Source organism: Stenotrophomonas sp. (assembly GCF_035634915.1).
Taxonomy (GTDB): Bacteria; Pseudomonadota; Gammaproteobacteria; order Xanthomonadales; family Xanthomonadaceae; genus Stenotrophomonas.
In genome coordinates this window covers 319,380-344,561 of the sequence record NZ_DASQCB010000005.1, presented here as the reverse complement: position 1 = coordinate 344,561, position 25,182 = coordinate 319,380, and the positions used below count along the sequence as shown (strand labels likewise).

The following is a 25,182-nucleotide window of genomic DNA, read 5'->3' as shown; positions in this document are numbered from 1 at the left end:
TCCCGATCAATCCATCAGAAGAAGCCCAGCTTCTTCGGCGAGTAGCTGACCAGCAGGTTCTTGGTCTGCTGGTAGTGGTCGAGCATCATCTTGTGGTTCTCGCGGCCGATGCCCGACTGCTTGTAGCCGCCAAACGCGGCGTGCGCCGGGTAGGCGTGGTAGCAGTTGGTCCACACCCGGCCGGCCTGGATGGCGCGGCCCATGCGGTACAGGCGCGAGGCATCGCGGCTCCACACACCGGCACCGAGGCCATACAGCGTGTCGTTGGCGATCTGCAGCGCTTCTTCCTCGGTCTTGAACGTGGTCACCGCCACCACCGGCCCGAAGATTTCCTCCTGGAAGATGCGCATGCGGTTGTGGCCCTTGAACACGGTGGGCTTCACGTAATAGCCGCCGGCCAGGTCGCCACCGAGTCTGTTCTGCTCGCCCCCGATCAGCACTTCGGCGCCTTCCTGCTTGCCGATATCGATGTAGGACAGGATCTTTTCCAGCTGTTCGGAGGAGGCCTGCGCGCCGATCATGGTGTCCGGGTCCAGCGGGTCACCCTGCTTGATCGCCGCCACGCGCTTGAGCACGCGCTCCATGAAGCGCTCGTAGATCGATTCCTGCACCAGCGCACGCGACGGGCAGGTGCACACTTCGCCCTGGTTCAGCGCGAACAGCACGAAGCCTTCCACCGCCTTGTCGAGGAAATCATCGTCCTCGGCCATCACGTCGGCGAAGAAGATGTTGGGCGACTTGCCGCCCAGTTCCAGCGTCACCGGAATCAGGTTCTGGCTGGCGTACTGCATGATGAGGCGGCCGGTGGTGGTTTCACCGGTGAAGGCGATCTTGGCGATGCGCGGGTTGCTGGCCAGCGGCTTGCCCGCTTCCAGGCCGAAGCCGTTGACGATGTTGAGCACGCCCGGCGGCAGCAGGTCGCCGATGATCTCCATCAGCACCAGGATCGACGCCGGGGTCTGTTCGGCCGGCTTGAGTACCACGCAGTTGCCGGCGGCCAGTGCCGGGGCCAGTTTCCACGCCGCCATCAGCAGTGGGAAGTTCCACGGGATGATCTGCCCGACCACGCCCAGCGGCTCGTGGAAGTGGTAGGCCACGGTGTCCTTGTCGATCTCCGACAGGCTGCCTTCCTGCGCCCGCACGGCGCCGGCGAAGTAGCGGAAGTGGTCGACCATCAGCGGGATGTCGGCGTTGAGCGTTTCGCGGATCGGCTTGCCGTTGTCCCAGGTCTCGGCGCGCGCGATCAGTTCCAGGTTCTGCTCGATGCGGTCGGCGATGCGGTTGAGGATGTTGGCGCGCTCGGTGGTGGAGCGCTTGCCCCAGTCATCCTTGGCGGCGTGTGCTGCATCCAGCGCGGCCTCGATGTCTTCGGCATTGGAACGTGCCACCGAGGTGAGCACCTTGCCGGTGATGGGCGTGGTGTTGTCGAAGTACTGGCCACTACGCGGGGCCACCCACTGGCCGCCGATGTAGTTGTCGTAGCGGGGCTTGAACAGGGCGCTGGGGTCGGCCGGGTCGGTCGAGGGCGAGGCAACGGCATTCATCGGGGGCACTCCTTGGATGGCCCGGACAACCCGGGGCCTGCCTTCCCTACCGCAACGAGCGTGCCAACCCTGCCGGTGTTGCGACGCATCACGCAGTGCGGCGGCGAGGATGCTGGCGTGCCCCGCGCGGAATGCCGCAGTGCACCAGCGATCATCATCGCGCTTGAAGCCAGGATGTGCTTTTAATCGGAACAGTGCCCGCAACAACTGTCGCAGAATGCGACACAGGAGCGTCAGGGTGTCCCAGCCGATTCTTTCCGAGCGCGTGGGTGGTGCACGTCGCGCCTTCTTCGAGCGCGGCGCATCGCCGGCCGGGGCGGTGCCCGATGCCATCCTGCAATCGTGGCGGCGCTGCCAGCGCCAGGGCCTGTCGGTGGACGCGCGGCCCGACGTGGCACCGGTGCCCGAGCTGTCGCTGCGTGAACTGCGACAGCGCCGCGAGCGCCTGTGGCGGCTGGCCCGCCCCGAGCTGGAAGGACTGGCAGGCTCACTGGCCAGCAGCGATGGCATCGTGCTGCTGACCGACGAGGAAGGCTGGGTGCTGGATGCCGAAGGCAGCAACAGCTTCCTCGATCGCGCCGGCCAGGTCGCGCTGATGCCGGGCGTGCGCTGGGATGAAGGCACCGTCGGCACCAATGCCATCGGCACCGCCATCGTTGAAGGCCGCGCCCTGCAGGTGCGTGGCGGCGAACACTTCTTCGCCCCGCACGGCATCCTGACCTGTTCGGCCACGCCGATCTTCGATCCCTTCGGCCAGCGCGTGGGGGTGCTCGACATTTCCGGTGATGCACGCCATGCCCACCTGCATGCGCTGGCGCTGGGCCGCCATGCGGTGGACCAGATCGAGCATCGTTATTTCGCTGACGGGCTGGACGACTGCGAACTGCTGCACCTGCATGCGCAGCCGCTGCTGCTGGGCAGCCCGCGCGAGGCCCTGCTCGGCTTCCGCAATGGCCGCCTGGTGGCCGCCAACCGGGTCGGCCTGGGGCTGTTCGGGCTGGACCGCCACGACATCGGCCATGCGTCCTATGAGGCGCTGTTCGACCAGCCGCTGTCGCGCCTGCATGACGACGGCGTGCTGCTGGACCGGCAGGGGCGTGCGCTGTACGGCCATGCTGACAGCACGCGCCACGCGCGTGCCGCCAGCGCCGTGCCTGCACGCGGCCCCCGCGTGGCCCCAGCCGCCCCCGCGTCCGCCGTGCTGGCGGCACCCGGCACGGTGTTGGCGGCACCGGTGCAGCAGCAGCTGCGCCAGGCCGTGCGTGTGCTGGATGCGGGATTGCCGGTGCTGGTGCAGGGCGAGACGGGCACCGGCAAGGAAGTGTTCGCGCGCGAGCTGCATCGGCGCTGCGCACGTGCGGGCCAGCCGCTGGTGGCGGTGAACTGCGCGGCGTTGCCTGAAGGCCTGATCGAGGCGGAGCTGTTCGGCTATGAGGAAGGCGCCTTCACGGGTGCGCGCCGGCAGGGCAGCACCGGCCTGCTGCGGCAGGCGCAGGGTGGGGTGCTGTTCCTGGATGAGATCGGCGACATGCCGCTGGCCCTGCAGCCACGCCTGCTTCGCGTGCTGCAGGAACGCGAGCTGTCGCCGCTGGGCGGAGGGCGACCGGTGAAGCTGGACTTCGCCCTGGTCTGTGCCAGCCACTGCGACCTGCAGCAGGCGGTGGCCGAGGGACGCTTCCGCGCCGACCTGTACTACCGCATTGCCGACCACGTTGTGCATCTGCCGGCGCTGCGCGAGCTGGACGAGCGCGGTGCGCTGCTGCAGGCGCTGTGGGCGCCGATGGCACAGGGCCGAGTGCTGCAGGCCGAGGTGCTGGAGGTGCTGCAACGGCAGCGCTGGCCGGGCAACCTGCGGCAGCTGCAGGCCTGCCTGCGCACGCTGGTGGCATTGAGCGATCCGGGGGAGCAGATCACGCCTGCGCAGCTGCCTGCGGAACTGCTGAAGGTGCCGGTGGCACCGGTGGCGGCCGCGAACCCTGCGCAGGGTGCGCTGCGGGACATCGCCGAGGACGTGATGCGCCAGGCCCTGCAGGCCGCCGACGGCAATGTCACCGCCGCAGCCAGGCAGCTGGGTATCAGCCGCAGCACGCTGTACCGGCGCCTTGGCCAACCCGCCGCGCGCTGAACACGCGCAGCGCTTCTGGTAGGGGTCGAGCCTGCTCGACCGTTCTTGATTTTCGCGAATGGTTGTCGGAGCAACGCGCGCGCCGCGCCTTTGGTAGGGGTCGAGCTTGCTCGACCGTTCTTGATCTTCGCGAACGGCTGTCGAGCAAGCTCGACATCTACCAGAGCCAGGGCAACGGCCGTCGCGCAGGGCCGACGGCCACCCGCGCGCCGGTCAGCCTGCCAGCACCGCTGCTTCGCGGGCCAGGCGCTCGATGCCGGCCCAGTCGCGCGACTGCATCAGGGCGGCGGTGGTCAGCCACGAACCGCCCACGCACAGCACGTTGGGCAGGTGCAGGAACTGCGGCGCAGTCTGCGCGCTGATGCCGCCGGTCGGGCAGAAGCGCACATCGGCAAACGGGCCATGCCATGCCGACAGCAACGGCGCACCGCCGGACTGCACCGCCGGGAAGAACTTGAACGTGTCCAGGCCGGCTTCCAGGCCGAGGATCAGTTCCGAACCGGTGGCCACGCCAGGCAGGTAAGGCAGGTCGGCGTCGCGGGCGGCCGCGTACAGCGTCGGCGTCGCACCGGGCGACACCGCGAAGCGCGCGCCGGCAGCCTTCGCAGCCTGCATCTGCGCCGGCGTCAGCACCGTGCCGGCACCCACCACCGCATCAGGCACGGCCTCGACCATCGCCTTGATCGCCTCCAGCGCACGCGGCGTGCGCAGGGTCACTTCGATCACCGGCAGGCCGCCGCGGAACAATGCCTGTGCCACCTGCACCGCATCGTCCACGTCATCGGGGGTGAACACCGGAATTACCGGTGCAAGTTTCAGTACCGCACGTACGCGTGGATCAGCGCCGGACATCGAATCGCTCCTCGCCCACCAGGGCCAGTACGTCAGCTTCGCTGACGGGGTTGAAATCGCCGGGAATGGAGTGCTTCAGTCCACCGGCAGCCAGGCCGAAGCGCACGGTGGCATCGGCATCGAAGCCGGACAGGATGCCATGCAGGATGCCCGCAGCGAACGCATCACCGCCGCCGATGCGGTCGACGATGCCCTGCAGCTGGCGCACCGGTGCCTGCGCGCGGGTGCCGTCGCGGCCCAGCAGCAGCGCGCCCAGCGCGTGATGGTCCACGCTGAGGGCCTGGCGCTGGGTGCAGGCCATCCACTGCAGCTGCGGGAAGGCGGCAAACGCCGCCGCGGCTGCGGCCTCGACCTTGGCCACCACCTCAGCCTGCTCGAAGCGCTGGCCGAGGATGACTTCGATGTCGCGGTAATCGGCGAAGACGATGTCGGCCTGGGCGAACAGCTCGTGCAGGATCGCCTGCGCATCGCCACCCCAGCGCTGCCACAGCTTGGGCCGGAAGTTGCCATCGAAGGACACGCGCACGCCCAGCGCACGCGCCGCACGGGCGGCGGCAAGCGTGGCCTGGGCCACGTCCGGACCCAGCGCCGGGCTCACCCCGGACAGGTGCAGCCACTGCGCGCCCTGCAGTAGCGATGGCCAGTCGTAATCGGCGGCGGTGCTGCGCGCGAACGCTGAATCAGCGCGGTCATAGACCACTTCGCTGGCACGTTGCACCGCGCCGGTGGTCAGGAAGTACAGGCCCATGCGGCCTTCCGGATCCTGCCGCACGCTGCGCGTGTCGACCCCGTGCCGGCGCAGTTCACCCAGCACGTGGGCACCCAGCGCGTTACCAGCCACGGTGCTGACCATGGCCACCTCGTGTCCAAAGCGGGACAGCGAGACACCCACGTTCGCCTCCGCCCCGCCCACATGTACCTGCAGCTGCGGTGACTGCATCAGCAGCTCATGACCGGGCGCCCCCAGGCGCAGCAGCAGTTCCCCGAAACATACGACACGACCCATTTCCGCTCCCTTACGCTGGCCGCCAGCAGGTGCTGCTGCACGGCGTGGAATCGCGCCACGCAGCCGCGTGGCGGTTGACCATCGGTGTCATCGTAAAACCGACGGGCCTTGGGCACAGCCTACCAAACTGGCGGAAGCATTGTCCCGCAAGCGTCTTGGAGACATTACAGATCTGTTGCGGTGCAAGATGCCGCAGACCGGGCGTGCTGTTACCGTCCGCTCTGACCAGCGGTGTCATTCCGCTGAAACACTCGCGAGACCAGACCTTTGGGAGAGGGGAAAGGCATGCATTCTCGGAACCACGCAAAAAAGACACCGGTTACCTTGCTCGCCATGGCGGTCAGCCTGGCCCTGTCGGCCGGCGCTGCCGCCCAGCAGCAGAGCGAGGCGCCCAGCGCCACCAACCTGGATACGGTGAACGTCACCGGCTACCGCGCCAGCGTGGAAAAGGCGCTGGACATCAAGCGCAGCGAATCCGGCGTGGTCGACGCCATCGTGGCCGAGGATATCGGCAAGTTCCCCGACCTGAACCTGGCCGAGTCGCTGCAGCGCATCCCGGGCGTGGTCATCACCCGTGAAGCCGGCGAAGGCCGCAACATCTCGGTGCGCGGCCTTGGCCCGGATTTCACCCGCGTGCGCATCAACGGCATGGAAGCACTGACCACGGTCGGCGCCGGTGACCAGAGCGGCGGCACCAACCGTGGCCGCGGCTTCGACTTCAATGTCTTCGCCTCGGACCTGTTCTCGCAGCTGATCGTGCGCAAGACCGCCTCGGCCGACGTGGAAGAGGGTTCGCTGGGCGCCACGGTCGACCTGCGCACCGCGCGCCCGTTCGACTACGACGGCTTCACCTTCGCCGCCAGTGGCCAGGCCAGCTACAACGGCATGGCCGAAAAGGCCGACCCGCGCCTGTCCGCGCTGATCTCCAATACCTTCGCCGATGGCACCTTCGGCGCACTGCTGTCGGTGGCCTATTCCGAGCGCCAGGCGCTGGAGGAAGGCTCCAACACCGGCCGCTGGGCCAACGGCCCGAGCAACGGCAACTTCTCCGCATCTTCGCCGTTCACCGCCGCGCGCGCTGCCGATGTCTTCCACCCGCGCTTCCCGCGCTACGTGCAGATGGAACATGAGCAGAAGCGCCTGGGCGTGACCGGTTCGCTGCAGTGGAAGCCCAGCGACGCCACCGAGATCTCGCTGGATGCGCTGTACTCCAAGATCGACGCCACCCGCGACGAGCACTACATCGAAGCCATTTCCTTCAGCCGCGGTACCAGCACCACGCCGCGCCTGGTGGGCAAGCCGAACACCATCGTCAAGAACGGCGAGATCCGCGACAACGCGCTGCTGTATGGCGAGTTCGACAACGTCGACATCCGCACCGAGAACCGCCATGACGAGTGGAGCACCGAATTCAAGCAGCTCAGCCTGAACGGCCAGCATCGCTTCGGCGATGACTTCACCCTGTCCGGAAAGATCGGTATTTCGCGCTCCAAGCACGAGAATCCGGTGCAGACCACCATCATCATGGACAAGTACGATGTGGATGGCTACAGCTACGATTACCGTGGCAACAGCCGCTTCCCGGTCATCAACTACGGTATCGATCCGACCGATCCCAGCGGCTGGGAACTGGCCGAGATCCGCCTGCGTCCGCAGTACGTGGACAACGACTTCGACACCGGGCAGCTCGACTTCAACTGGAACATCAGCCCCGGTTTCCGCCTGAAGGGCGGTGTGCTGGCCAAGGACTACAGCTTCAAGACCACCGAACTGCGCCGCGCCAGCGAACTGGCCGTGCCGACCTTCGCCGATGGCACGAAGATCGTGCCGGTGGACCTGACCAGCCAGGCCGGCCTGAAAGGCATCCAGGGCAGCCCGTCGAACTGGGTGGTGCCGGACCTGGATGCGATTGCCGAGCAGTTCGACATCTACAGCAACAGCGGCAGCTTCGCCGTCGCCCCGCGCGCCAACAACGTGCGCAGCGTGGAAGAGAAGGATCGCGGCGCCTGGTTGATGGGTGAGTTCTCCACCGAACTGGGCTCACTGCCGCTGTCGGGCAACTTCGGCGTGCGCTACGTGCGCACCAAGCAGTCGTCCACCGGCCTGTCCACGCTGTCCAGCGGCACCGCGCAGACCACGGTCAGCCGCAGCTACGACGACACCCTGCCCTCGTTCAACCTGGTGGCTGAAGTCACCCCGGACTTCCTGATCCGCCTCGGCGCGGCCAAGGTGATGAGCCGCCCGGGACTGGGCAGCCTGACCCCGGGCGCGACCGTGGCCGTGGCCGGCGGCGCACGTACCATCTCCAGCGGCAACCCGACGCTGGACCCGATCCGCGCCACCAACGTCGACCTCGGCTTCGAGTGGTACTTCGCCGAAGGCGCGATGGTCGGCGTCGGCCTGTTCTACAAGGACATCGAGAGCTTCGTGCAGACCACCCGCGAAGTCCGTCCCTTCAGCGACAGCGGCCTGCCCGAATCGCTGCTGGCCGGTACCGGCGCGTCGGCCAGCGATGACTTTACCTACACCCGCCCGGTCAACACGCCCGGTGGCGAACTGCACGGCGTGGAAGCCAACTACACCCAGCCCTTCAGCTTCCTGCCCGGCAAGTGGTCGAACCTGGGCGTGCAGCTGAACTACACCTGGGTGGAGTCGAAGATCCAGTATCTGAACGCCGCGGGCCAGCCGGTGATGAAGACCGACCTGACCGGGCTGTCCAAGTCGTCCTGGAACGCGACGCTGTTCTACGAAGGCGAAACCTTCGCCGGCCGCGTCTCGGCCACCAACCGCGATGACTACCTGACCCAGGCACCGGGCCAGGAAACCGGCTTTAACCTGGATGGCTACCACGGCATGACCGGCACCACGGTCATCGATGCCTCCCTCCGCTACAAGATCAGCGAACAGCTGGAGCTGAGCCTGGAAGGCATCAACCTGACCAACGAAGCATCCGACGAGTGGGTGTACTCGCCGCTGACCGGTCGCCTGCCCCTGCAGTACACCGAAACCGGCCGCCAGTTCCTGCTGGGCGTGCGCTACAAGTTCTGACCGTCATCGCGGCGGCGTGGCAGCACGCCGCCGCATCTTCAGTGCAACGAAGCAACGCCGCGGCAGCTGCTGCGGCGCAAGATGCCGCGCGTCATGCGCTTTGTTACGTTCACGCGTGACCCGCGGTGTCAGCAAGTCGTTGCACCTGCGTCGTGCCGGAGGAGGCAGGCACGCACGCTACAACGCCTTCGCAACGCTTGAGGACGCCCTGGGAGGGGATTACAGATGGATTCGTCGCTCGCGCTTCACCGCGGCCGCGCGCCGCTCAGCGTGCTTGCCCTGTCGATCGGACTGGTGCTGAGCCACGCCGCATATGCACAACAGACCCCGGAAGCGGCCGCTGCCGCAGCCGATGCGGTCGACCTGGACAAGGTCGAGGTCAAAGCCACCTACCGCGAAAGCCTGCAGCAGTCGCTGGATGAAAAGCGCTACAGCATCGAGCAGGTCGATGCGATCTACGCCGAGGACATCGGCAAGTTTCCCGATCTGAACCTGGCCGAATCGATGCAGCGCATCGCCGGTGTCTCCATCGACCGCGAAGGCGGCGAGGGCCAGCAGATCTCGGTGCGCGGCCTGGGTTCGGACTTCACCCGTGTGCGCATCAACGGCCTGGAGGCACTGTCCACCGCCGGCAGCGGCACCACTGGCGTCAACCGCAGCCGCGGCTTCGACTTCAATACCTTCGCCTCCGAACTGTTCAGCCGGGTCAAGGTCAACAAGACCCAGTCGGCGCAGATGGACGAAGGTTCGCTCGGTGCCACCGTCGACCTGCGCGCGTCGCGACCATTCGATTTCGACGGCTTCCAGGCCTCGCTCAACGGCCAGTACGGCTACAACGAACTGTCGCGCTCGAAAGACCCGCGCGTCTCTGCGCTGTTGAGCAATACCTGGGCCGATGGGCGCTTTGGTGCGCTGATGTCGGTGGCCTGGAGCAAGCGCACGATCTTCGAGGAAGGCTACAACCCGGTGCGCTGGGAACATGGCAACTACCGCAATTCGAACCAGTCCACCGCCGCCAACAACGGCACCTACGGTTTCTGCAGTCCGGCCGGCTATGACCCGCAGACGCCGCGCAACCCCGCCGCCAATGAAACCGCGCAGGGCGTCGGCAGCGCCGCCAACCAGGCGCGCAGCAACGGCTGGGGCAGCTACGGCATCGATGCCACCCATTGCGGGACCGGCATCGACCGCCCCGAAGCAACCGCAGAAAACATCGCTGCCTACGAAACCGCCACCAATGCGTGGATCCCGCGTTACCCGCGCTACATCCGTACCGAGCACGAGATTGAACGGCTGGGTGTCACCGGCGCGCTGCAGTTCCGCTTCAGCCCGGACAGCCTGCTCAACCTCGACCTGATGTACTCGAAGCTGGACAAGGACCAGCGCGAGGATTCGATCGGCGCCAACCTGCACCGCACCGCGCAGTACGGCGGCAAGACCCAGATCGTGGTGCGCGAGGCGCAGGTGGATGCGCAGAACCGGCTGGTCTACGGCGTGTTCGACAACGTGGACTTCCGCACCGAGTCGACCGCCATCGAAGAGAGCACCGAGTTCAAGCAGGCCAGCCTGAACTTCGAGCATCGCTTCAACGATGCGCTGCGCCTGGATGCGCTGGTCGGCCATTCCTCGTCCAGCTTCGAGCGGCCGGTGTTCTCCATGGTCAGCTTCGACAACAGCAACCTGGATGGCTTCGTGCTGGACATGCGCAACGGCGCCAGCATGCCGTCGATGACCTTCCCCTTCGCATTGAACGATGCAGCGTCCTGGCAGTGGCTGGGCTACGGCACCGCGCCGGTGAACGCCAACGGCACCGCCCGTGGCGGCAACATCAGCGAAGTACGCCTGAACCCGCAGTACGTCGACAACCGTTTCGACACCGCCAAGGTCGACCTGACCTTCAACGTCTCGCCCACCTTCACCCTGCGCGGCGGCCTGGCCTACAAGGACTACGGCATGCGCACGCAGGAGTACCGCAACATCAGCTATGGCCGCCTGTCGCAGGCGCTGCCCGATGGCGTTGGCGTGGGTGACCTGTCCACCACCCTGGATGGCTTCGGCAAGGGGCTGGACGGGACCACCCCGGGCAGCTGGCTGATTCCCGATTTCAACCGCATCGCCGAACTGCTGGACATCTACTGCAACTGCAACACCGGCACCCTGGGCGGCGACTACCGCCTGGCTGGCGTCGGCCACTATGGCGCATCGAACAACAACTTCGACGTGACCGAGAAGAGCTACGCCAGCTACCTGCAGCTGGATTTCAACACCGAGCTGTGGGACCGCCCGTTCCGCGGCAACCTCGGCCTGCGCTACGTGCGCACCGAGATCGACGCCAGCGGTTACGCGCCGTGCCAGGCGGCCAGCAGCAGCGATCTGTCGGCAGCCTGCGAACCCTTCCTGGGCGTGGCCAGCGCGACAGCCGATGCCGGCGAGCGCCTGCTGGTGGCCACCACCGTCGGCCACCGCTACGACGACTGGCTGCCCTCGCTGAACCTGGCCTGGGACCTGACCGACACCGTGGTGCTGCGCTTCGGTGCGGCCAAGACCATGGCACGGCCGACCCTGTCCAACCTGTCGCCCAGCGTCAGCGGTGGCCCGACCAGCTTCCTCGACGAGGACCGCTACTACTCGATCAACCTGGGCAACCCCAAGCTGGATCCGTTCCGCTCCACCAACTACGACCTGAGCGCGGAGTGGTACTTCCAGGAAGGTGCGCTGTTGTCGGCGGCGGTGTTCTACAAGGACATCGAAACCTATGTGCAGCGCACCCGCCTGCTGACCACCTGGGCCGACATGGGCTACTCGCTGGATCTGCTGCCGGCCGGCTTCAGCCCGAACTCGCTGTTCAACGTGCAGAGCTACTTCAACACCCCGGGCGGTCCGTTGAAGGGCTATGAGCTGACCTACCAGCAGCCTTTCAGCTTCCTGCCCGGCTTCTGGAAGAACTTCGGCGTGCAGCTGAACTACACCCACGTCGATTCGAAGATCAAATATCTCTTCAGCTCCGGCAGTGGCGACACCATCGTCACCACCTACACCGAGAACGACCTGCTGAACCTGTCGCCGAACTCGTACAACGCAACGGTGTACTACGACGACGGCCGCTTCAGTGCCCGTGTATCCACCAGCTATCGCGATGCGTACATCAACCAGATCCTGACCCAGGAAAACGTCTGGGACCTGGACGGCAACCCGTACGCCACCGCCGACGTCACCGGCAAGTACAGCGTCAAGAACGTGGATTTCAACATGTCCTGGAAGTTCAACAAGCAGCTGACCGTCAGCTTCGAGGCAATCAACCTGCTGGACAGTGCCGACGAACGCTACGTCGATTCGGCGCTGTCACTGCCCGACCGCTACACCCACACCGGGCGCCAGTACTACCTGGGGCTGCGCTACAAGTTCTGAGCGCACGCCCTGCCCCGCTGTACCGCACCGCCGCCATGCCGCTGCACCGTCGAATGCTGCTGAAAGGAAGGTTCCATGCTCCGTACTGCTTCTGACCTGTCCCGCCCACGCCGTCGTCTGCTGGTGGCGGCGCTTTCACTGGCCACCGCCCTGCCCGCGCTGGCCGCACCGGCGCCGACGCTGCTGTTCCATGTCGACGCCAACCAGGGGCTGACCGCCGTCACGGCGCAGGGCGAAGCGGTACCGAACTTCCGCGACAAGGCGGCGGTGGTCGACGACGGGGCGCGCGGCAAGGCCATCCAGTGGGAAGACGATGGTGTGCTGGCCTGGGATGCACCGGGCAACATCCTGGCCCAGCGCGGCACCCTGGCCTTCGACTGGCGCCCGCGCTATGCGGTGGGCGAAGCGCCGTTCGTGATCTTCCGCGTCGGCTATGCCGACCACAGCAGCTGGGACATGGCCTGGCTGCGCATCGACTGGAACGGCCACGGCTTCGATGCCTTCGTCACCGATGCCAACCTCGCACGCACCCGCGTGTCGTTCCGCATGGACACGCCGCCGCGGCCGGAGCAGTGGCTGCACCTGGCTTTCGCCTGGGACGAGGACCAGGGCGTGCGCCTGTTCGTCGATGGCCGCGAGGTGGCGCGCGCACAGGCGACCGGCGATTACGATGCGGCGCTGGACCAGCTGGGCCTGGCCGGGCGGGTGATGGCGCCCTACCAGGTGCAGAGCCGCTACAACTTCCTGCGTGGCAGCGATTTCCAGCACATCCGCGTGTACGACCGCATGCTGGACGCCCCTGCCGTGCAGGCATTGGCAGGCGGCAAGGCCCCGGCCAGCGCGGTGGCGCCGGCCAGCGACGAGCGCGCGTGGCGCCATCGCTTCGGCTGGGAAGGTACCGCACCGCCGGCGCTGGCGTCGGCCGGCACGCGCATCCGCAAGATCGAGTTCGCTGATACGCGCGACCACAAGGCATGGATGTGGAAGGCCACCGACGGCATCGCCGAAACCACCTGGCCGGGCGTCTACAACCGCTCGCGCCTGCCCGGCCGCAATGACTATTTCCAGCTGCCGGACTGGAACACCTACGTGGAAAGCGGCCAGCACCTGGACCTGACCCTGCCGGCCGGCGAGACGGTGAACCGCATGGAGATCCGCGGTGCGGCTTTCGGCACGCTGGCGCATGGGCCCGATGCCGGACATGCCACCGAGGTGCTGGCCACGCGCCCGCGCGGCGTGGTGCGCAGCGTGCAGGACATTCCGGCACAGCAGGGCGGCGTACTGCGTTTCAGCAACGTTGAACAGGAAACCCCGATCCAGGAAGTCTGGGCCTACAACGTGAGCGAAGGCGCCGAGCCGGAAGGCACGGTCAAGCAGACCTACGTGATCGACAGCCAGGCGCTGCCCGATTACACCAACCTGGATGCGCTGCGGCACTACATCGATGGCCGCTTCCCGGCCGCCGAGCGCAGCACGGTGATGGCCCTGCCCAAGGGTGCAGGCTCGCGCCGCCGTAGCGCCGACAGCCTGCCGGCGCAGCCGCGGCCGATCGTACACGTGCTGATTCCCTCGGGCGTCGGTGATGCTCCGGCCAACCAGCCGCTGATCCGCAGCTGGGCCTACAGCTGGGAAAACATGCACGACGGCCTCGATGGCGTGGCCATCGACCTTCCCGCGCTGGATCTGCCGGCCACCCACGACGGCCTGATTCCGCTGAACATCCGCATCAAGGATCCGATCTGGCCGGCGCGCGACATGATCGATGTCTCGGTGTCGGTGCAGCCGGGGCAGAAGCGCACGCTGTGGCTGGACCTGCGCGACCGCATCCTCACCCCGGACAGCCTGTGGCTGAGCATCGCCTCGGCCGCGCCGGGTTTCGATGCCGCTGCGCTTGACGGCGCGCAGATACGCCTGGTGTTCAAGCCGCGCGCCGAAGCGTTGAAGGAACACGTGGCCGACCGCTTCAACCAGGTGCGCGACAACTGGGGCTTCCTGGTGGAAGAGCACACCACCTCCAAGCGCCAGCGCCTGTACGCGCGCGTGTACGCCGACCTCAGCGATCTGCTGCGGGTGGACCCGGACCATGAACTCGGCCGCCTGTACTGGAACTACATCAGCTACAACAGCCAGGGCCGCCCGCCCTACACCGCACCGGCGGTGCCCAAGGGCGTGCCGGCGTGGGCGTTCCACCAGGTGCAGGACCTGGCGCAGGTACGGCAGTTCGTCGACTGGTGGATCGACGAGCGGCAGGTGGCCTACGGCGATTTCGGCGGCGGCATTTCCGATGATTCCGACCTGACCCAGCAGTGGCCGGGCCTGGCGCTGATGGGCGTACAGCCGGATCGCCTGAATGCCTCGCTGACCGCGCTGTCCGATGCGGTGTACCGCAATGGCATGTTCAGCAACGGCCTGAGCACCATCGAGACCGACGAGCTGCACTCCTACGAGGAAGGCATCAACACCAACAGCGCCATGCTCTACCTCAACTGGGGCGATCCGCTGACGCTGGAGCGGCTGATGGAAACGGTGAAGGCGTTCGACGAGCGCATCATCCTGCGCAACCCGCAGGGCCATCTGCTGTTCTCCAGCAACTGGTTCGGTGGCAACAAGGTCTACCGCGAGCCGAACTGGCAGTGGCAGAAGCCCTATTCCTTCCCGGTGCTGCACCCGGCGTTCCTGCTCGGCCAGTACAACGCCGACCCGACCGGCCGCAAACTGGTGATCGGCCTGGCCGATGGCTACCTGGCGCATGCGGGCACCGATGGGAAGGGTCGCTTCACCCTGCCCAACGAAATCAACTGGGCTACCGGCGCCACCCGCGGCGGCGAGTTGAACAACGGTTCGGGCAGCGGCGACATCATGCATACGTTCTGGGCCGCCTGGCGCTGGACGGGTGATGCGAAGTACCTGCAGGCGCTGGACTACCGCGTGGCCCGGGGCGGCCCGGGCGCGCTGGCCAACCTCGGCGAGAACTACGTCGAAGTGCTTGGCAGGCAGCAGGACTGGTACCCGACGCTGACCGCCGAGGCCGACGCCGGCAAGACCGGCTTCGCCAGCCTGATGGCGTGGCAGGCCAGCGGCGATACGACGTACATCGATGCGCTGCACGCCGACGGCCTGCAGGCCAAGGTGCAGCGTGCCTACATGAACACCGAGGGCCACTGGTGGTCCGACCGCGTGGAAGCGCCCAGCGAGTTCCTGCAGCGTGCGCGCCTGGGCGGCATCGCGCTGAAGCGCAACCAGAGCTGGCCCGGCCACACGGTCAGCTGGCGCTTCGACCGCGATGGCGCCGCCGAGCAGGTTGCCCTGCTGGTGCATGCGCCCTCGCGCGAACGCTTCACCGTGACCAGCCATAACCTGGGCACGCGCACCATCGCTGCCGACATGACCGGCTGGAATGTGGCCAGCGGCACCTGGCGCGTGCGCAGCGGCGTGGACGCCGATGGTGATGGCCGCATCGACGGCACTGCCGCCGAACGCAGCGTGCAGCTGGAAACCAGCGCGTCGGTACCGATGCAGTTCCGCCCAGGCCGTACCGAGGTGTTCGAGTTCGAGCGGATCAGCGCTGGCACACCGGTGGAGACCCGCCCGGACCTGGGCATCGGCCGTGGCGACGTGCGCGTGGATGGCCGCCAGGTGCACGTGACCGTGCACAGCCTGGGCCATGCCGGCAGTGGCGTGGGTGTGGCGGTACTGGAGGATGCGCGTGGCCGCGAGGTCGCCCGCACCGAGGTACCGGCCATGGCCGCACCGGCAGACCTGCAGCCGAAGACGGTGGTGGTGTCGCTGCCGCTGCCGGCGGGTGACCGCAGTGGCCTGCGCGTGCGCGTGGCGCTGGCCGATGGTGGCGAGGAAGTGACCCGGTTGAACAACGTGGCCGACGTGCCGCGTTGATGGGACGCACGGACGCGGCAACGCCGTGACTCTCGTAGCGTCGAGCTTGCTCGACGCTACGAAGAGCGAAGATCAGACGCTACGCCGCGTCGGTCTCCATCAGCTTCACCCGGCGCTGGTACCAGCCATCGCCCTGCGGATCGAACACCGCGCTGCGCTCCATCACGCCCTGGTACACATGCACCGACACCGCCACGTCGGTGTCGCTGGCGTTGCGCAGCGTGTGGTACTCGTGCGGTGGAATCAGGCTGCCGGCACTGCCGCGGTAGCCGTACAGCGCTTCCTGCGCGGCGAAGCGGTGGCGTTCGCCACGTCGTTCCATCAGCGCATACGGGGTAACGATCAGTTCGCCCTGCCAGACGCCTTCCACGCACCACATGGCATCGTGGTCATGCAGTGGCGTGCCCTGCCCCGGGCCCCAGCACATGGCGATCACGCTGTAGCCGAGGGTCGGGCTGCGGTGCAGTTCGCGGCGCGCGTAGTGGCCGTCCACCGGGCGGCGCACACACGGTGGCAGCTCGATCAGTGGATCGATGATGGCCTCGCGCAGCACATTCTGCAGGGCCCGGGTAATCAGCTGCGGATCTGCCAGGCAGACCGCGCCGTCGATGGCCGCCAGCAGGCGATCCCGGCCCGTGAACGGCAGTGGTGTGAACGTCGCTCCCATGTCGGCCAGTCTAGGCGAGCCGGGTTAACAGAATGTTTTCAGATCTTCATCTTTTCTAGATAGTGCGAATTACGCCAGCGTTCGACACAATTGGCCGCATTTGAGCGACATTGCCGCCATCATGGCAGCAGCAGTGCGCGCAGCTCTGGCACCTCGCGCGCCAGTTCCGTGGCCACCAGGGTGGCGAACACCCGCGCGCCCTCGTCGCCCAGGTGGGTGTAATCGAAGGCCTGCTTGGCCTGCCCCATCGGTTCCAGCGCGGCGTTCTGCACCGAGGCTGGCGCGCCGGCCAGCGCGGGGCTGGCGCCGACCGTGGTGCCGCCCAGGGCGCTGGCCACCTGCGCCTGCGTGGCGGGTGCCTGCGCAAGCCGCATCGCCGCCACCGGCCCCAGCGCCTGCACCAGGGCGCGGCTGCGGCCATGCAGATCCACCAGCGGCACCTGCAGTTCGCGCGCCACCGTCCGCACGCTGTCGGCCCACGGTGCCAGGTCGTCCGCCAGCACGCCATCGGCGAACTGGCGTCGGGTCAGCGGGGTCAGCAGTACCGGTTTGGCGCCGGCCGCGCGCACCTGCTGCACGTAGCGGCGCAGGTTGTCGGGGAACTCATGCTGCAGGTCGGTCGAGCGCCCCGGCTTGCCGGGCTGGTCGTTGTGGCCGAACTGGATCAGCACCCAGGTGGCGGCGTAGCCCGGCGTGCGCATCTCCGCCTCGACCAGCGCCCACGAGCCTTCGGCGCGATAGTTGTAGGTGCTGCGGCCACCGCGCGCCAGGTTCAGGCAGGCGGCGAACGATGTCACGTGCTCGGCGCAGAAGGCCGGGCCCCAGCCGCCCTGTACGGCGGTGGTGGAATCGCCGACCAGCACGATCTTGCTGGCGCGGATCGGCGTGGGCGCGGGGCGGTCGCTGATCGACGGGTCGACGGCGGCGTGGGCCGCGCCGGCCACGGCCAAGGCAAGCAGGACAGGCAGCAGGCGCATCTCAGGCGGTACCTCGTTGCAGGAAGGGGACGCGCTGGTACAGCTCGCGCTCGCCACCGCGCGGGTCATCGGCGCCACGGCTGCGCACGTCGAACAGCATCGTGCGCCGCTGCGGCAGGGTGTACGGCGCCCAGTCCGCCAGCCCGGCGTGGTTGGGGTCGCCATGGCGGGCGAAGGCGATCAATGCATCGCTCATGGTCCCCGCCAGTGCACGCGCATCGCCGCCACCACCGGTGCGTGCCGTGGGCAGGCCGGCGTTGTCGAACACCAGCGGAATATCCAGGGTGTGGAAGGCCCGCAGGCGGCCCTCTTCCACCGGTGAGGGCCAATCGAGCTGATAGGCCCAGGTGGGAGCCGCCGTGGCCGGCTGCCGCGCACGCGCTTCCAGTTCCTCCACCGCACCGCGCCAGGAGCGCCCGGCGGTGGTGGCCGCGAAGAACACTTCCGATGCCGTGTAGTGCGGATACAGGCGGCGGTAGTGTTCGATCACCACCGACGGCAGCAGATCGACGAACTGCTGTTTCTCCAGCTGCGCAGGCAGGGTGTTCCAGTCCAGTGCGAAGTTGCCCGGGTCGTTGCCGAGGAAGGCGCGGGTTTCATCGTGGGTGTTGCCGATCACCATCGGGATGGCGGCCGACTGTGCCGGTGCCTGCGGCCAGAACGGATGCACCGGCAGCACCACCTCGTCCAGCACCGGGCCGAAATACAGCGCGGTGTCTTCCACCCGCGACGGATCGCGGGCGCGGGTGGCGGCCAGCAGATCGGCCGCCGGCAGGCGCAGCAGCGCGGCCAGATCCGGCGCGTGCACCGCGTCCATCGCCACCGCCGCACGCTGTGCCGCTGCGCGGGGACCGGCGGCGGTGACCTGCTGGCCGCTCATGGTCCACGCCCGCTGGAACAGGCCGCGCGCGGCCGGCATCGCCATCAGCGTGGCGATCTTGGCGCCGCCGCCGGACTGGCCAAACACGGTGATGTTGCCGGGATCACCCCCGAAGACCGCGGCATGCTCGCGCACCCACTGCAGCGCCTGCACCAGATCCAGCTGGCCGGCATTGCCGGACGCGGCGTAGCGCGGGTCGCCCAGCGCGCCCAGGTACAGGTAGCCGAAGGTGTTCAGGCGATGGTTGAGGGTGACCACCACCACGTCGCCGCGCCGGCACAACGCGCTGCCGTCGTACAGCGGGTCACTGCCGGAACCATTGTTGAAGCCGCCGCCGTGGATATAGACCAGCACCGGCCGCTGCGCGCGCGCAGCGAGCGTCGGGGTCCATACATTGAGGAACAGGCAGTCCTCGCTGCCGGGGCCCTCCGAACCGCCCTGCGGTGCCGCCGCGCCGTAGTCCAACGCATCGGCAATGCCCCGCCACGGCGTCTCGGGCCGAGGGGGCTGGAAGCGGTAGGCGGCCGTGTCCGCGCCGTAGCGCAGGCCGCGGAACACCAGCACGCCCTGCTCGCGCTGGCCGCGCACGCGGCCGCCACGCACCCGTGCCAGTATCTGGGTGTCATCGCGCGGGCCCGGTGCGGCCAAGGCCGACGGCAGTGCCATCACGGTGGCCGTGGCCAGTGCCCAGCGCGCGCTGTCGCTCAGGAAACGGCGGCGCTGCAGATCGTCCGGTGCCCCGCTCATCGGCCGCTCCGGGCTCGGACACCCTCACCAGAGGAGAGCGGCACTGCCCCCCCCCCCGCCTCACCAGCAGCCGCCAGCCACGCCTCCGCCAGCTGCGGCCACAGCGCCAGCGTCGATCCTGCCGGTATGCGCATGCCGAAGCCATGCCCGCCGTGGGCGAACAGATGCAGCTCGTGCTCGACCCCGGCCTTGGCCAGCGCTGCGGCCATCAGCGCGCTGTTGTGCACGCCCACCACGCGGTCGTCGTTGGCATGCACCAGCAGGGTCGGCGGCATGTCCGCGCGCACCTGCCGCTGCATCGAGTACTGCGCGGCCAGCGCCGCATCGGGGTGCTCGCCGAGCAGGCGCCCGCGCGAGCCGCTGTGCGCATGCGCACCCATGTCGATGACCGGATAGACCAGCACCGCGCGCGCCGGGCGTGCACTCAGCCGATCAATGGCATCGCGGGCCGGGTACACCGCCGCATCGAAGCCGGTGGCCAGCCGCGCAGCGACGTGACCGCCGGCGGAAAAGCCCATCACCGAGACGCTGCCGGCATCCAGATCGCGCCGTGCCGCCTGGTCGCGCACCACCCGCAGCGCCCGTTGCGCATCGGCCAGCGCGGCCTGGCGCTCGCGCCCGGGCTGCGGCAGGCGGTAGCGCAGCACGAACAGGGTGTAACCGGCGCGGTCCACCCACTCCGGCACGAGCGCACTGTCTTCCTTGTCGATCACCACGCGCTGGTAGCCGCCGCCGGGGATGACCAGCAGCGCACGCCCGTTCGGCCGTGCCGGTGCATGCACCAGCAGGTAGGGCGCATCGACCTGGTCGACATAGCGGTCCGGGTGCGCCGGGTCGCTGCTGCGCTCGACCACCCGCGCCGGCCGCGCCGGGCCCTGCTCGCCGGGGACCTGGCCGTCCGGCCACAGGGCGATCCGCTCGCCGGCCAGCTCCTGGCCGGGGCGTTCGTTGTCGCGCGGCGGCGCGGCGGTGGCGGTCAACGGCAGGGCCAGCAACAGCCCGCACAACAACAGCACGACAGGACGCAGACGCATGGCAGGCAACGGCTCCGGCAGGACGGGGACAGGGTGCTGGGTGCATCCGGCGGCAGCACGTGATGCGCTGCGGCTTGCACGATGACACCGGTTTACCATATACACCTTCTGCAGACGCTGTCGATGGGCAGTGCAACAAACACAGGGAGACCGTTCTTGAGCAACGAACACGGCACACATGGGCAGACGCCGCCGCCGGACGATGCGGCCGCGATCGCCCAGGCTTTCACCACCGCCCGCCGTGCCGGGCAGTCGCTGGCCGCATTCCCGGGCACCATCCCGGACACGCTGGTCGCTGCCTACCAGGTGCAGGACCTGGCCATCGCCGCCTGGGATGACCGCGTGGTCGGCTGGAAAGTGGGCTACATCGCCGCCGAGCGCCGTGATGTCTCCGCGGACGACCGCCTGCTGGGTCCGGTTTTCTCTCGTCAGCTGAAAAATGCTACCGGTGGAACAACGGACATTCCGGTGTTCGTCGGCGGCTTTGCCGCAGTCGAAGCGGAGTACGTGCTGGAGCTGTTGGAGGACGCCCCGGCCGGACAACTGCACTGGTCGCCGGAACAGGCTGAAGCCCTGCCTGCGCGCCTGTACATCGGCGTGGAAGTGGCCAGCAGCCCGCTCGCTACCATCAACGAACTCGGCCCGCGCGTGGTGGTGTCCGATTTCGGCAACAACAACGGCCTGGTGCTGGGGCCGGAGATCGTCGACTGGACCGCACGCGATGAAACCGCGCTGCGCGCCGAGACGCTGATCGACGGCGAAGTGGTCGGCACCGGGGGGGCGACGCGCCTGCCGGGTGGCCTGCGCGCCGCCTATGCGTTTGCCCTGTCCCGTTCGGCGCTGCGTGGCCGGCCGCTGCGCAAGGGCGACCTGATCGCCACCGGCAACGCCACCGGCATCCATGACATCACCGCCGGGCAGACCGCGCTGGTGCGCTTCGCCGGCTTCGGCGACATTGCCTGCCGGGCCGTGCCAGCGGGATGACCGCCGGCCTGCCCTGGTGAACACGCGCGGGAGGGCGCAGATGATCACACGACGTAATTTCCTGGCCGGTGGCGCTGCAGCCCTGGCCACGCCGATGCTCGCGGCCTGTGGCCGCGGGCCGGCCGCCAGCGTGGACGGCGGCACCCTGCTGACCGCCACCGACGTGCACGTGGCCGATTACCCCACCGTCACCGCAGTGAAGTGGATCGGGCAGACGCTGGAACGCGAGACCAACGGCCGCCTGCGGCTGCGCCAGTACCACTCGGGCCAGCTCGGCCGCGAGTCGGAAGCGATCGACATGGCCCGTTTCGGTGCCATCGACATCACCCGCGTCTACGCCGGTGCGCTGAACAACGCCTTCCCGCTGACCCAGGCGCTGTGCCTGCCGTACGTGTTCAAATCGGTGGCGCACCAGCGTGCCGCACTGGACGACGGCGTGGCCGAGGCCGTGCTGCGCGGTTTCGAGCGCCGCGACCTGGTCGGCCTGGCGATCTACGATTCCGGCGCGCGCTGCTTCTACAACACCAAGCATCCGATCGTTTCGCCGAAGGACCTGCATGGCCTGAAGCTGCGCGTGGCCTCCTCGGACATTTTCATCCAGCTGATGCGCCTGCTCGGTGCCAACCCCACGCCGATGTCGCTGGGCGATACGTTCTCGGGCATGGAAACGCACATGATCGACGGTGCCGAGAACAACATGCGCAGCTTCCATTCCAGCCGCCACTTCGAGGCCGCGCACTACTGGTCGCAGAGCGATCATTCCTACGCGCCGGACGTGCTGCTGATGTCGCGTGCCAGCTTCGAACGGCTGAGCCCTGATGACCGTCAGCTGCTGCTGCACACCGCGCGCGCTTCGGTGAAGGTGATGCGCGAGCAGTGGGACGCCTCGGAAAGCGCAGCACGCCGCGCCGTCCTCGACTTCGGGGTGAAAGCCAACGAAGTGGACATGCCCGCCTTCCGCGCTGCGGCCCAGCCGCTGCTGAAGGCGTACCTGCAACAGCCGGATATCGCCGCGCTGGTTGACCGCATCCGCGCTGCCTGAGGACCCTGCCATGACCGAGACGACGACGCCCGCCGCCGGGCCTGGACAGCGCCTGCTGGACCGCATCGCCGACATCGCCATCTACTGTGCCGTCGCCGCCCTCCTGGGGCTGGTGGTGGTGCAGGGCTGGCAGGTGTTCGCCCGTTACGTCATCAACGATTCGCCCAGCTGGACCGAGCCGGTCACCCTGCTGCTGCTGGCCACGGCGATGAGCCTGGGCGCGGCCTGCGGCGTGCACACCAACCGCCACTTCGGCTTCTTCCTGCTGCACGCCTACATGGGCCCCGGCCTGCGCCGCGCGGTGGACGTGCTGATCCAGCTGGTGGTGGCGGTGCTGGGCGGCTTCATCGCCTTCTGGTCGGCCGACCTGCTGCTGGACGGGATGGACATCAAGACCGCCGGCGCCCACCTGCCGCAGAGCATCAACTACCTGCCGCTGGCGGTGGGTGGTGCGCTGATGGTGCTGTTCGCACTCAACCGTGCGTGGAAAGCGCTGCAGGCCAGCGACGCTGGCAGCGACGACGCTGAAGGAGATCGTTGATCCATGGGCATCACCATTCTGTTCTCCGTGTTCGCCGTGCTGCTGCTGCTGGGTGTGCCGGTGGCCTACGCACTGGCCGCCGCCGCGCTGGCCACCCTGCTCTACCTGGACATTCCCAGCATCGTGCTGGTGCAGCAGATTTCGGCCGGCACCGGCTCGGCCTCGCTGATCGCCATTCCATTGTTCATCTTCGCCGGCGAAATCATGATGCGCGGCGGCATCTCCGAGCGCCTGATCGCACTGGCGTCCTCGCTGGTCGGCCGCATGCGTGGTGGCCTGGGCCAGGTGTCCATCCTGTCGTCGCTGTTCTTCGGCGGCGTGTCCGGCTCGGCCATCGCCGATGTCTCGGCAGTCGGCGGCACGATGATTCCGCAGATGGTCAAGCGCGGCTATGACCGCGATTTCGCCGTCAACGTCAGCATCACCGCCGCGCTGGTGGCGCTGCTGGTGCCACCCTCGCACAACCTGATCCTGTTCTCGGCGGCGGCCGGCGGTGGCCTGTCCATCGCTGATCTGTTCGCTGCCGGCATCGTGCCGGCGCTGCTGATGACCGTCGCCCTGATGCTGACCGGCTACGCCGTGGCACGTCGCCGCGGCTATGGCGTGGAAGTGTTCCCGGGCTGGCGCGCGGTGCTGCTGCGCGTGATCTCGGCCCTGCCCGGCCTGGGCCTGGTGGCGCTGATCTTCGTCGGTATCCGTGCCGGCATCTTCACTGCCGTGGAAAGCGCGGCCATCGCCGTGGTCTATGCGCTGCTGGTGACCACCGTGCTGTACCGGCAGCTGCGCTGGCGCGAGTTCTTCGACACGGTCATCCATGCCGCGCGCAGCACCGGTGTCATCCTGTTCGTCATCGCCACCGCCGCGGTGTTCGGCTGGCTGCTGGCCTACCTGCAGGTGCCGACCGCCGCGGTGGACTTCCTGCAGTCGTTCGCGCACAGCCAGTTCATGGTGCTGCTGATGATCGTGGTGATGCTGCTGCTGCTGGGCACCTTCATGGACCTGGCGCCGATGATCCTGATCTGCACACCGATCTTCCTGCCGGTGGCCAAGGCCTATGGCATCGATCCGATCCACTTCGGCCTGGTGCTGGTGTTGACCGGCGGCCTCGGCCTGGTCACGCCGCCGGTGGGCTCGGTGCTGTTCATCGGCACCTCCATCGGCAAGATCACCGTCGGCCAGAGCATGCGCACCATCTGGCCGTTCTGGTTCGCCGCGCTGGCGGTGCTGCTGATCGTCACCTTCTTCCCGCAGCTGTCGCTGTGGCTGCCGGCCCTGCTGCGCGCATGATCCGGCGTCGCGCGCTGCCGCTGCTGCTGGGTGTGGGCATGGCCGCCACGGCGGCCCATGCCGCGCCGCCGGCGGCAGCACCTGCAATTCCGGTGGGCAGCTTCAACGACGGGGTGAACCACTGGCGCAGCGGCCATGCGGACGGTTACGCACGGCTGGATACCCAGCAGTACCGGGAGATCGCCGACAACCTGCTGTTGCTGCAACGTCGCTCCGGCGGCTGGCCGGTGAACCAGGATCCGCTGCGGGTGCTGGATGCCGCCGCGCGCGAGGCCGCACGCAAGGCGCAGGACGAGCCCGGTGGCAGCTTCGACAACCGCACCACGTATACCCAGGTCGATTACCTCGCCGAAGCCTTCGCCCGCAGCAACGACCGCCGCTATCGCGATGCCGCACTGCGCGGTCTGGACTTCATCCTCGACCAGCAGGTCCGCAGGTGTGGCGGCTGGCCACATTCGGTGCCGGCGCGCACCGACTACCACGACCGCATCACCTTCGCCGACGACGTCACCAGCGGCGTGCTGACCACCCTGCGCCAGGTGCAGGACGCACCGCGCTTCGCCTTCGTCGATGCCGCGCGCCGCGCGCGGGTGGCCACGGCGGTGCAGCGCGGCGACGCCTGCCTGCTGCGCCTGCAGGTGCGCCAGCGCGGCCAGCCGACGCTCTGGGCCGGCCAGTACGATGCCACCACGCTGCAGCCTGCACCCGGACGAAAATTCGAACTGGCCGCGCTGGTGACCGACGAAAGCGTGGGCGTGGTGCGTTACCTGATGTCCATCCCCGATCCGTCGCCGCAGACGGTGCAGGCCATCGAGGGCGCGCTGGCGTGGTTCCGGGCCAACGCGCTGCACGGCCTGCGCCTGCAGACCTTCGACGCACCGGCCGCACAGTTCGCCCACCACCGCAGCACCGTCGATCGCCGCCTGCTGGCCGACCCGGCCGCACCGCTGCTGTGGGGCCGCTTCCACGACCTGGCTGACAACAGCGTGGTGCTGGCCAACCGCCAGGGCGAACGCCTGCAGACCTACGACCAGGTCGGCCGCGAGCGCCGCACCGGCTACCACTGGTACGGCACCTGGCCGCAGGCCCTGCTCGACCGCGATGCACCGGCCTGGCGCGCCCGCCTCGGCCGCTCCGCGCCCTGAC

The 25,182-nt window shown here is 68.1% G+C and carries 16 protein-coding genes; 9 read left to right on the top strand and 7 right to left on the bottom strand.

The window, feature by feature from the left end:
• Positions 1-14: 14 nt before the first annotated feature.
• Entirely contained in the window at positions 15-1,544 is a 1,530-nt protein-coding gene (gene adh / locus VER16_RS05675) for an aldehyde dehydrogenase (RefSeq protein ID WP_324806134.1), read from the bottom strand.
• 238 nt (positions 1,545-1,782) lie between these two features.
• Between adh and VER16_RS05670 the strand changes: the two genes are divergently transcribed.
• Positions 1,783-3,669, top strand: coding sequence for a sigma-54-dependent Fis family transcriptional regulator (locus VER16_RS05670; protein WP_324806133.1), 1,887 nt, complete (start codon positions 1,783-1,785; stop codon positions 3,667-3,669).
• Between the two features lie 213 nt (positions 3,670-3,882).
• Here the strand turns inward: VER16_RS05670 and eda are convergent, their stop codons facing one another.
• Both eda and VER16_RS05660 read right to left on the bottom strand, forming a co-directional pair.
• Complete coding sequence (gene eda, locus VER16_RS05665; RefSeq protein ID WP_324806131.1) at positions 3,883-4,521, bottom strand: bifunctional 4-hydroxy-2-oxoglutarate aldolase/2-dehydro-3-deoxy-phosphogluconate aldolase; 639 nt, start codon at positions 4,519-4,521, stop codon at positions 3,883-3,885.
• Entirely contained in the window at positions 4,508-5,527 is a 1,020-nt protein-coding gene (locus VER16_RS05660) for a sugar kinase (protein WP_324806129.1), read from the bottom strand. Before VER16_RS05660 ends, eda begins: the two co-directional genes overlap by 14 nt.
• Positions 5,528-5,812: 285 nt before the next feature.
• On the opposite strand from VER16_RS05660, the gene VER16_RS05655 reads away from it, so the two are divergent.
• From VER16_RS05655 to VER16_RS05645, 3 genes are all read left to right on the top strand, one after another.
• On the top strand, positions 5,813-8,575 hold the full coding sequence (locus tag VER16_RS05655; protein ID WP_324806128.1) for a TonB-dependent receptor: 2,763 nt from the start codon (positions 5,813-5,815) through the stop codon (positions 8,573-8,575).
• 225 nt (positions 8,576-8,800) lie between these two features.
• A complete protein-coding gene (locus VER16_RS05650; protein ID WP_324806126.1) occupies positions 8,801-11,983 on the top strand; it encodes a TonB-dependent receptor in 3,183 nt (1,060 codons plus the stop codon).
• 75 nt (positions 11,984-12,058) lie between these two features.
• Positions 12,059-15,877, top strand: coding sequence for a LamG-like jellyroll fold domain-containing protein (locus tag VER16_RS05645; protein ID WP_324806124.1), 3,819 nt, complete (start codon positions 12,059-12,061; stop codon positions 15,875-15,877).
• Positions 15,878-15,956: 79 nt separating this feature from the next.
• Here the strand turns inward: VER16_RS05645 and VER16_RS05640 are convergent, their stop codons facing one another.
• The 4 genes from VER16_RS05640 to VER16_RS05625 form a co-directional block, all read right to left on the bottom strand.
• The gene (locus VER16_RS05640) at positions 15,957-16,544 is read right to left on the bottom strand and encodes a cysteine dioxygenase family protein (protein WP_324806123.1); all 588 of its coding nucleotides are present in this window, start codon (positions 16,542-16,544) and stop codon (positions 15,957-15,959) included.
• Positions 16,545-16,663: 119 nt separating this feature from the next.
• Positions 16,664-17,521 carry a rhamnogalacturonan acetylesterase gene (locus VER16_RS05635; RefSeq protein WP_324806120.1) on the bottom strand — a complete coding sequence of 286 codons (858 nt, stop codon included), beginning with the start codon at positions 17,519-17,521 and terminating at the stop codon, positions 16,664-16,666.
• A gap of 1 nt (position 17,522) precedes the next feature.
• Positions 17,523-19,148 (bottom strand): carboxylesterase/lipase family protein, encoded by a 1,626-nt coding sequence (locus VER16_RS05630; protein ID WP_324806119.1) that lies wholly within the window; start codon positions 19,146-19,148, stop codon positions 17,523-17,525.
• Positions 19,145-20,182, bottom strand: a complete 1,038-nt coding sequence (locus VER16_RS05625) for an alpha/beta hydrolase (RefSeq protein ID WP_414716024.1) — start codon at positions 20,180-20,182, stop codon at positions 19,145-19,147. Before VER16_RS05625 ends, VER16_RS05630 begins: the two co-directional genes overlap by 4 nt.
• A 156-nt stretch (positions 20,183-20,338) precedes the next feature.
• On the opposite strand from VER16_RS05625, the gene VER16_RS05620 reads away from it, so the two are divergent.
• Genes VER16_RS05620 through pelA form a run of 5 tightly spaced genes read left to right on the top strand, consistent with a single transcriptional unit; the run spans position 20,339 to position 25,181 of the window.
• Positions 20,339-21,166 carry a 2-keto-4-pentenoate hydratase gene (locus tag VER16_RS05620; RefSeq protein WP_324806116.1) on the top strand — a complete coding sequence of 276 codons (828 nt, stop codon included), beginning with the start codon at positions 20,339-20,341 and terminating at the stop codon, positions 21,164-21,166.
• 40 nt (positions 21,167-21,206) lie between these two features.
• Positions 21,207-22,208, top strand: coding sequence for a TRAP transporter substrate-binding protein (locus VER16_RS05615; RefSeq protein WP_324806115.1), 1,002 nt, complete (start codon positions 21,207-21,209; stop codon positions 22,206-22,208).
• A gap of 10 nt (positions 22,209-22,218) precedes the next feature.
• The gene (locus tag VER16_RS05610) at positions 22,219-22,749 is read left to right on the top strand and encodes a TRAP transporter small permease (protein WP_324806113.1); all 531 of its coding nucleotides are present in this window, start codon (positions 22,219-22,221) and stop codon (positions 22,747-22,749) included.
• A gap of 3 nt (positions 22,750-22,752) precedes the next feature.
• Positions 22,753-24,036, top strand: coding sequence for a TRAP transporter large permease (locus VER16_RS05605; protein WP_324806111.1), 1,284 nt, complete (start codon positions 22,753-22,755; stop codon positions 24,034-24,036).
• The gene (gene pelA, locus VER16_RS05600) at positions 24,033-25,181 is read left to right on the top strand and encodes a pectate lyase (RefSeq protein ID WP_324806109.1); all 1,149 of its coding nucleotides are present in this window, start codon (positions 24,033-24,035) and stop codon (positions 25,179-25,181) included. Before VER16_RS05605 ends, pelA begins: the two co-directional genes overlap by 4 nt.
• The last annotated feature ends 1 nt before the right edge of the window (position 25,182 follow it).

Bases quoted from the DNA above. Each gene is read 5' to 3' on its own strand.
- adh (WP_324806134.1), bottom strand. From the start codon at position 1,544: ATGAATGCCGTTGCCTCGCCCTCGACCGACCCGGCCGACCCCAGCGCC.
- eda (WP_324806131.1), bottom strand. From the start codon at position 4,521: ATGTCCGGCGCTGATCCACGCGTACGTGCGGTACTGAAACTTGCACCG.
- VER16_RS05660 (WP_324806129.1), bottom strand. From the start codon at position 5,527: ATGGGTCGTGTCGTATGTTTCGGGGAACTGCTGCTGCGCCTGGGGGCG.
- VER16_RS05655 (WP_324806128.1), top strand. From the start codon at position 5,813: ATGCATTCTCGGAACCACGCAAAAAAGACACCGGTTACCTTGCTCGCC.
- VER16_RS05650 (WP_324806126.1), top strand. From the start codon at position 8,801: ATGGATTCGTCGCTCGCGCTTCACCGCGGCCGCGCGCCGCTCAGCGTG.
- VER16_RS05645 (WP_324806124.1), top strand. From the start codon at position 12,059: ATGCTCCGTACTGCTTCTGACCTGTCCCGCCCACGCCGTCGTCTGCTG.
- VER16_RS05640 (WP_324806123.1), bottom strand. From the start codon at position 16,544: ATGGGAGCGACGTTCACACCACTGCCGTTCACGGGCCGGGATCGCCTG.
- VER16_RS05635 (WP_324806120.1), bottom strand. From the start codon at position 17,521: ATGCGCCTGCTGCCTGTCCTGCTTGCCTTGGCCGTGGCCGGCGCGGCC.
- VER16_RS05630 (WP_324806119.1), bottom strand. From the start codon at position 19,148: ATGAGCGGGGCACCGGACGATCTGCAGCGCCGCCGTTTCCTGAGCGAC.
- VER16_RS05625 (WP_414716024.1), bottom strand. From the start codon at position 20,182: ATGCGTCTGCGTCCTGTCGTGCTGTTGTTGTGCGGGCTGTTGCTGGCC.
- VER16_RS05615 (WP_324806115.1), top strand. From the start codon at position 21,207: ATGATCACACGACGTAATTTCCTGGCCGGTGGCGCTGCAGCCCTGGCC.
- VER16_RS05610 (WP_324806113.1), top strand. From the start codon at position 22,219: ATGACCGAGACGACGACGCCCGCCGCCGGGCCTGGACAGCGCCTGCTG.
- VER16_RS05605 (WP_324806111.1), top strand. From the start codon at position 22,753: ATGGGCATCACCATTCTGTTCTCCGTGTTCGCCGTGCTGCTGCTGCTG.
- pelA (WP_324806109.1), top strand. From the start codon at position 24,033: ATGATCCGGCGTCGCGCGCTGCCGCTGCTGCTGGGTGTGGGCATGGCC.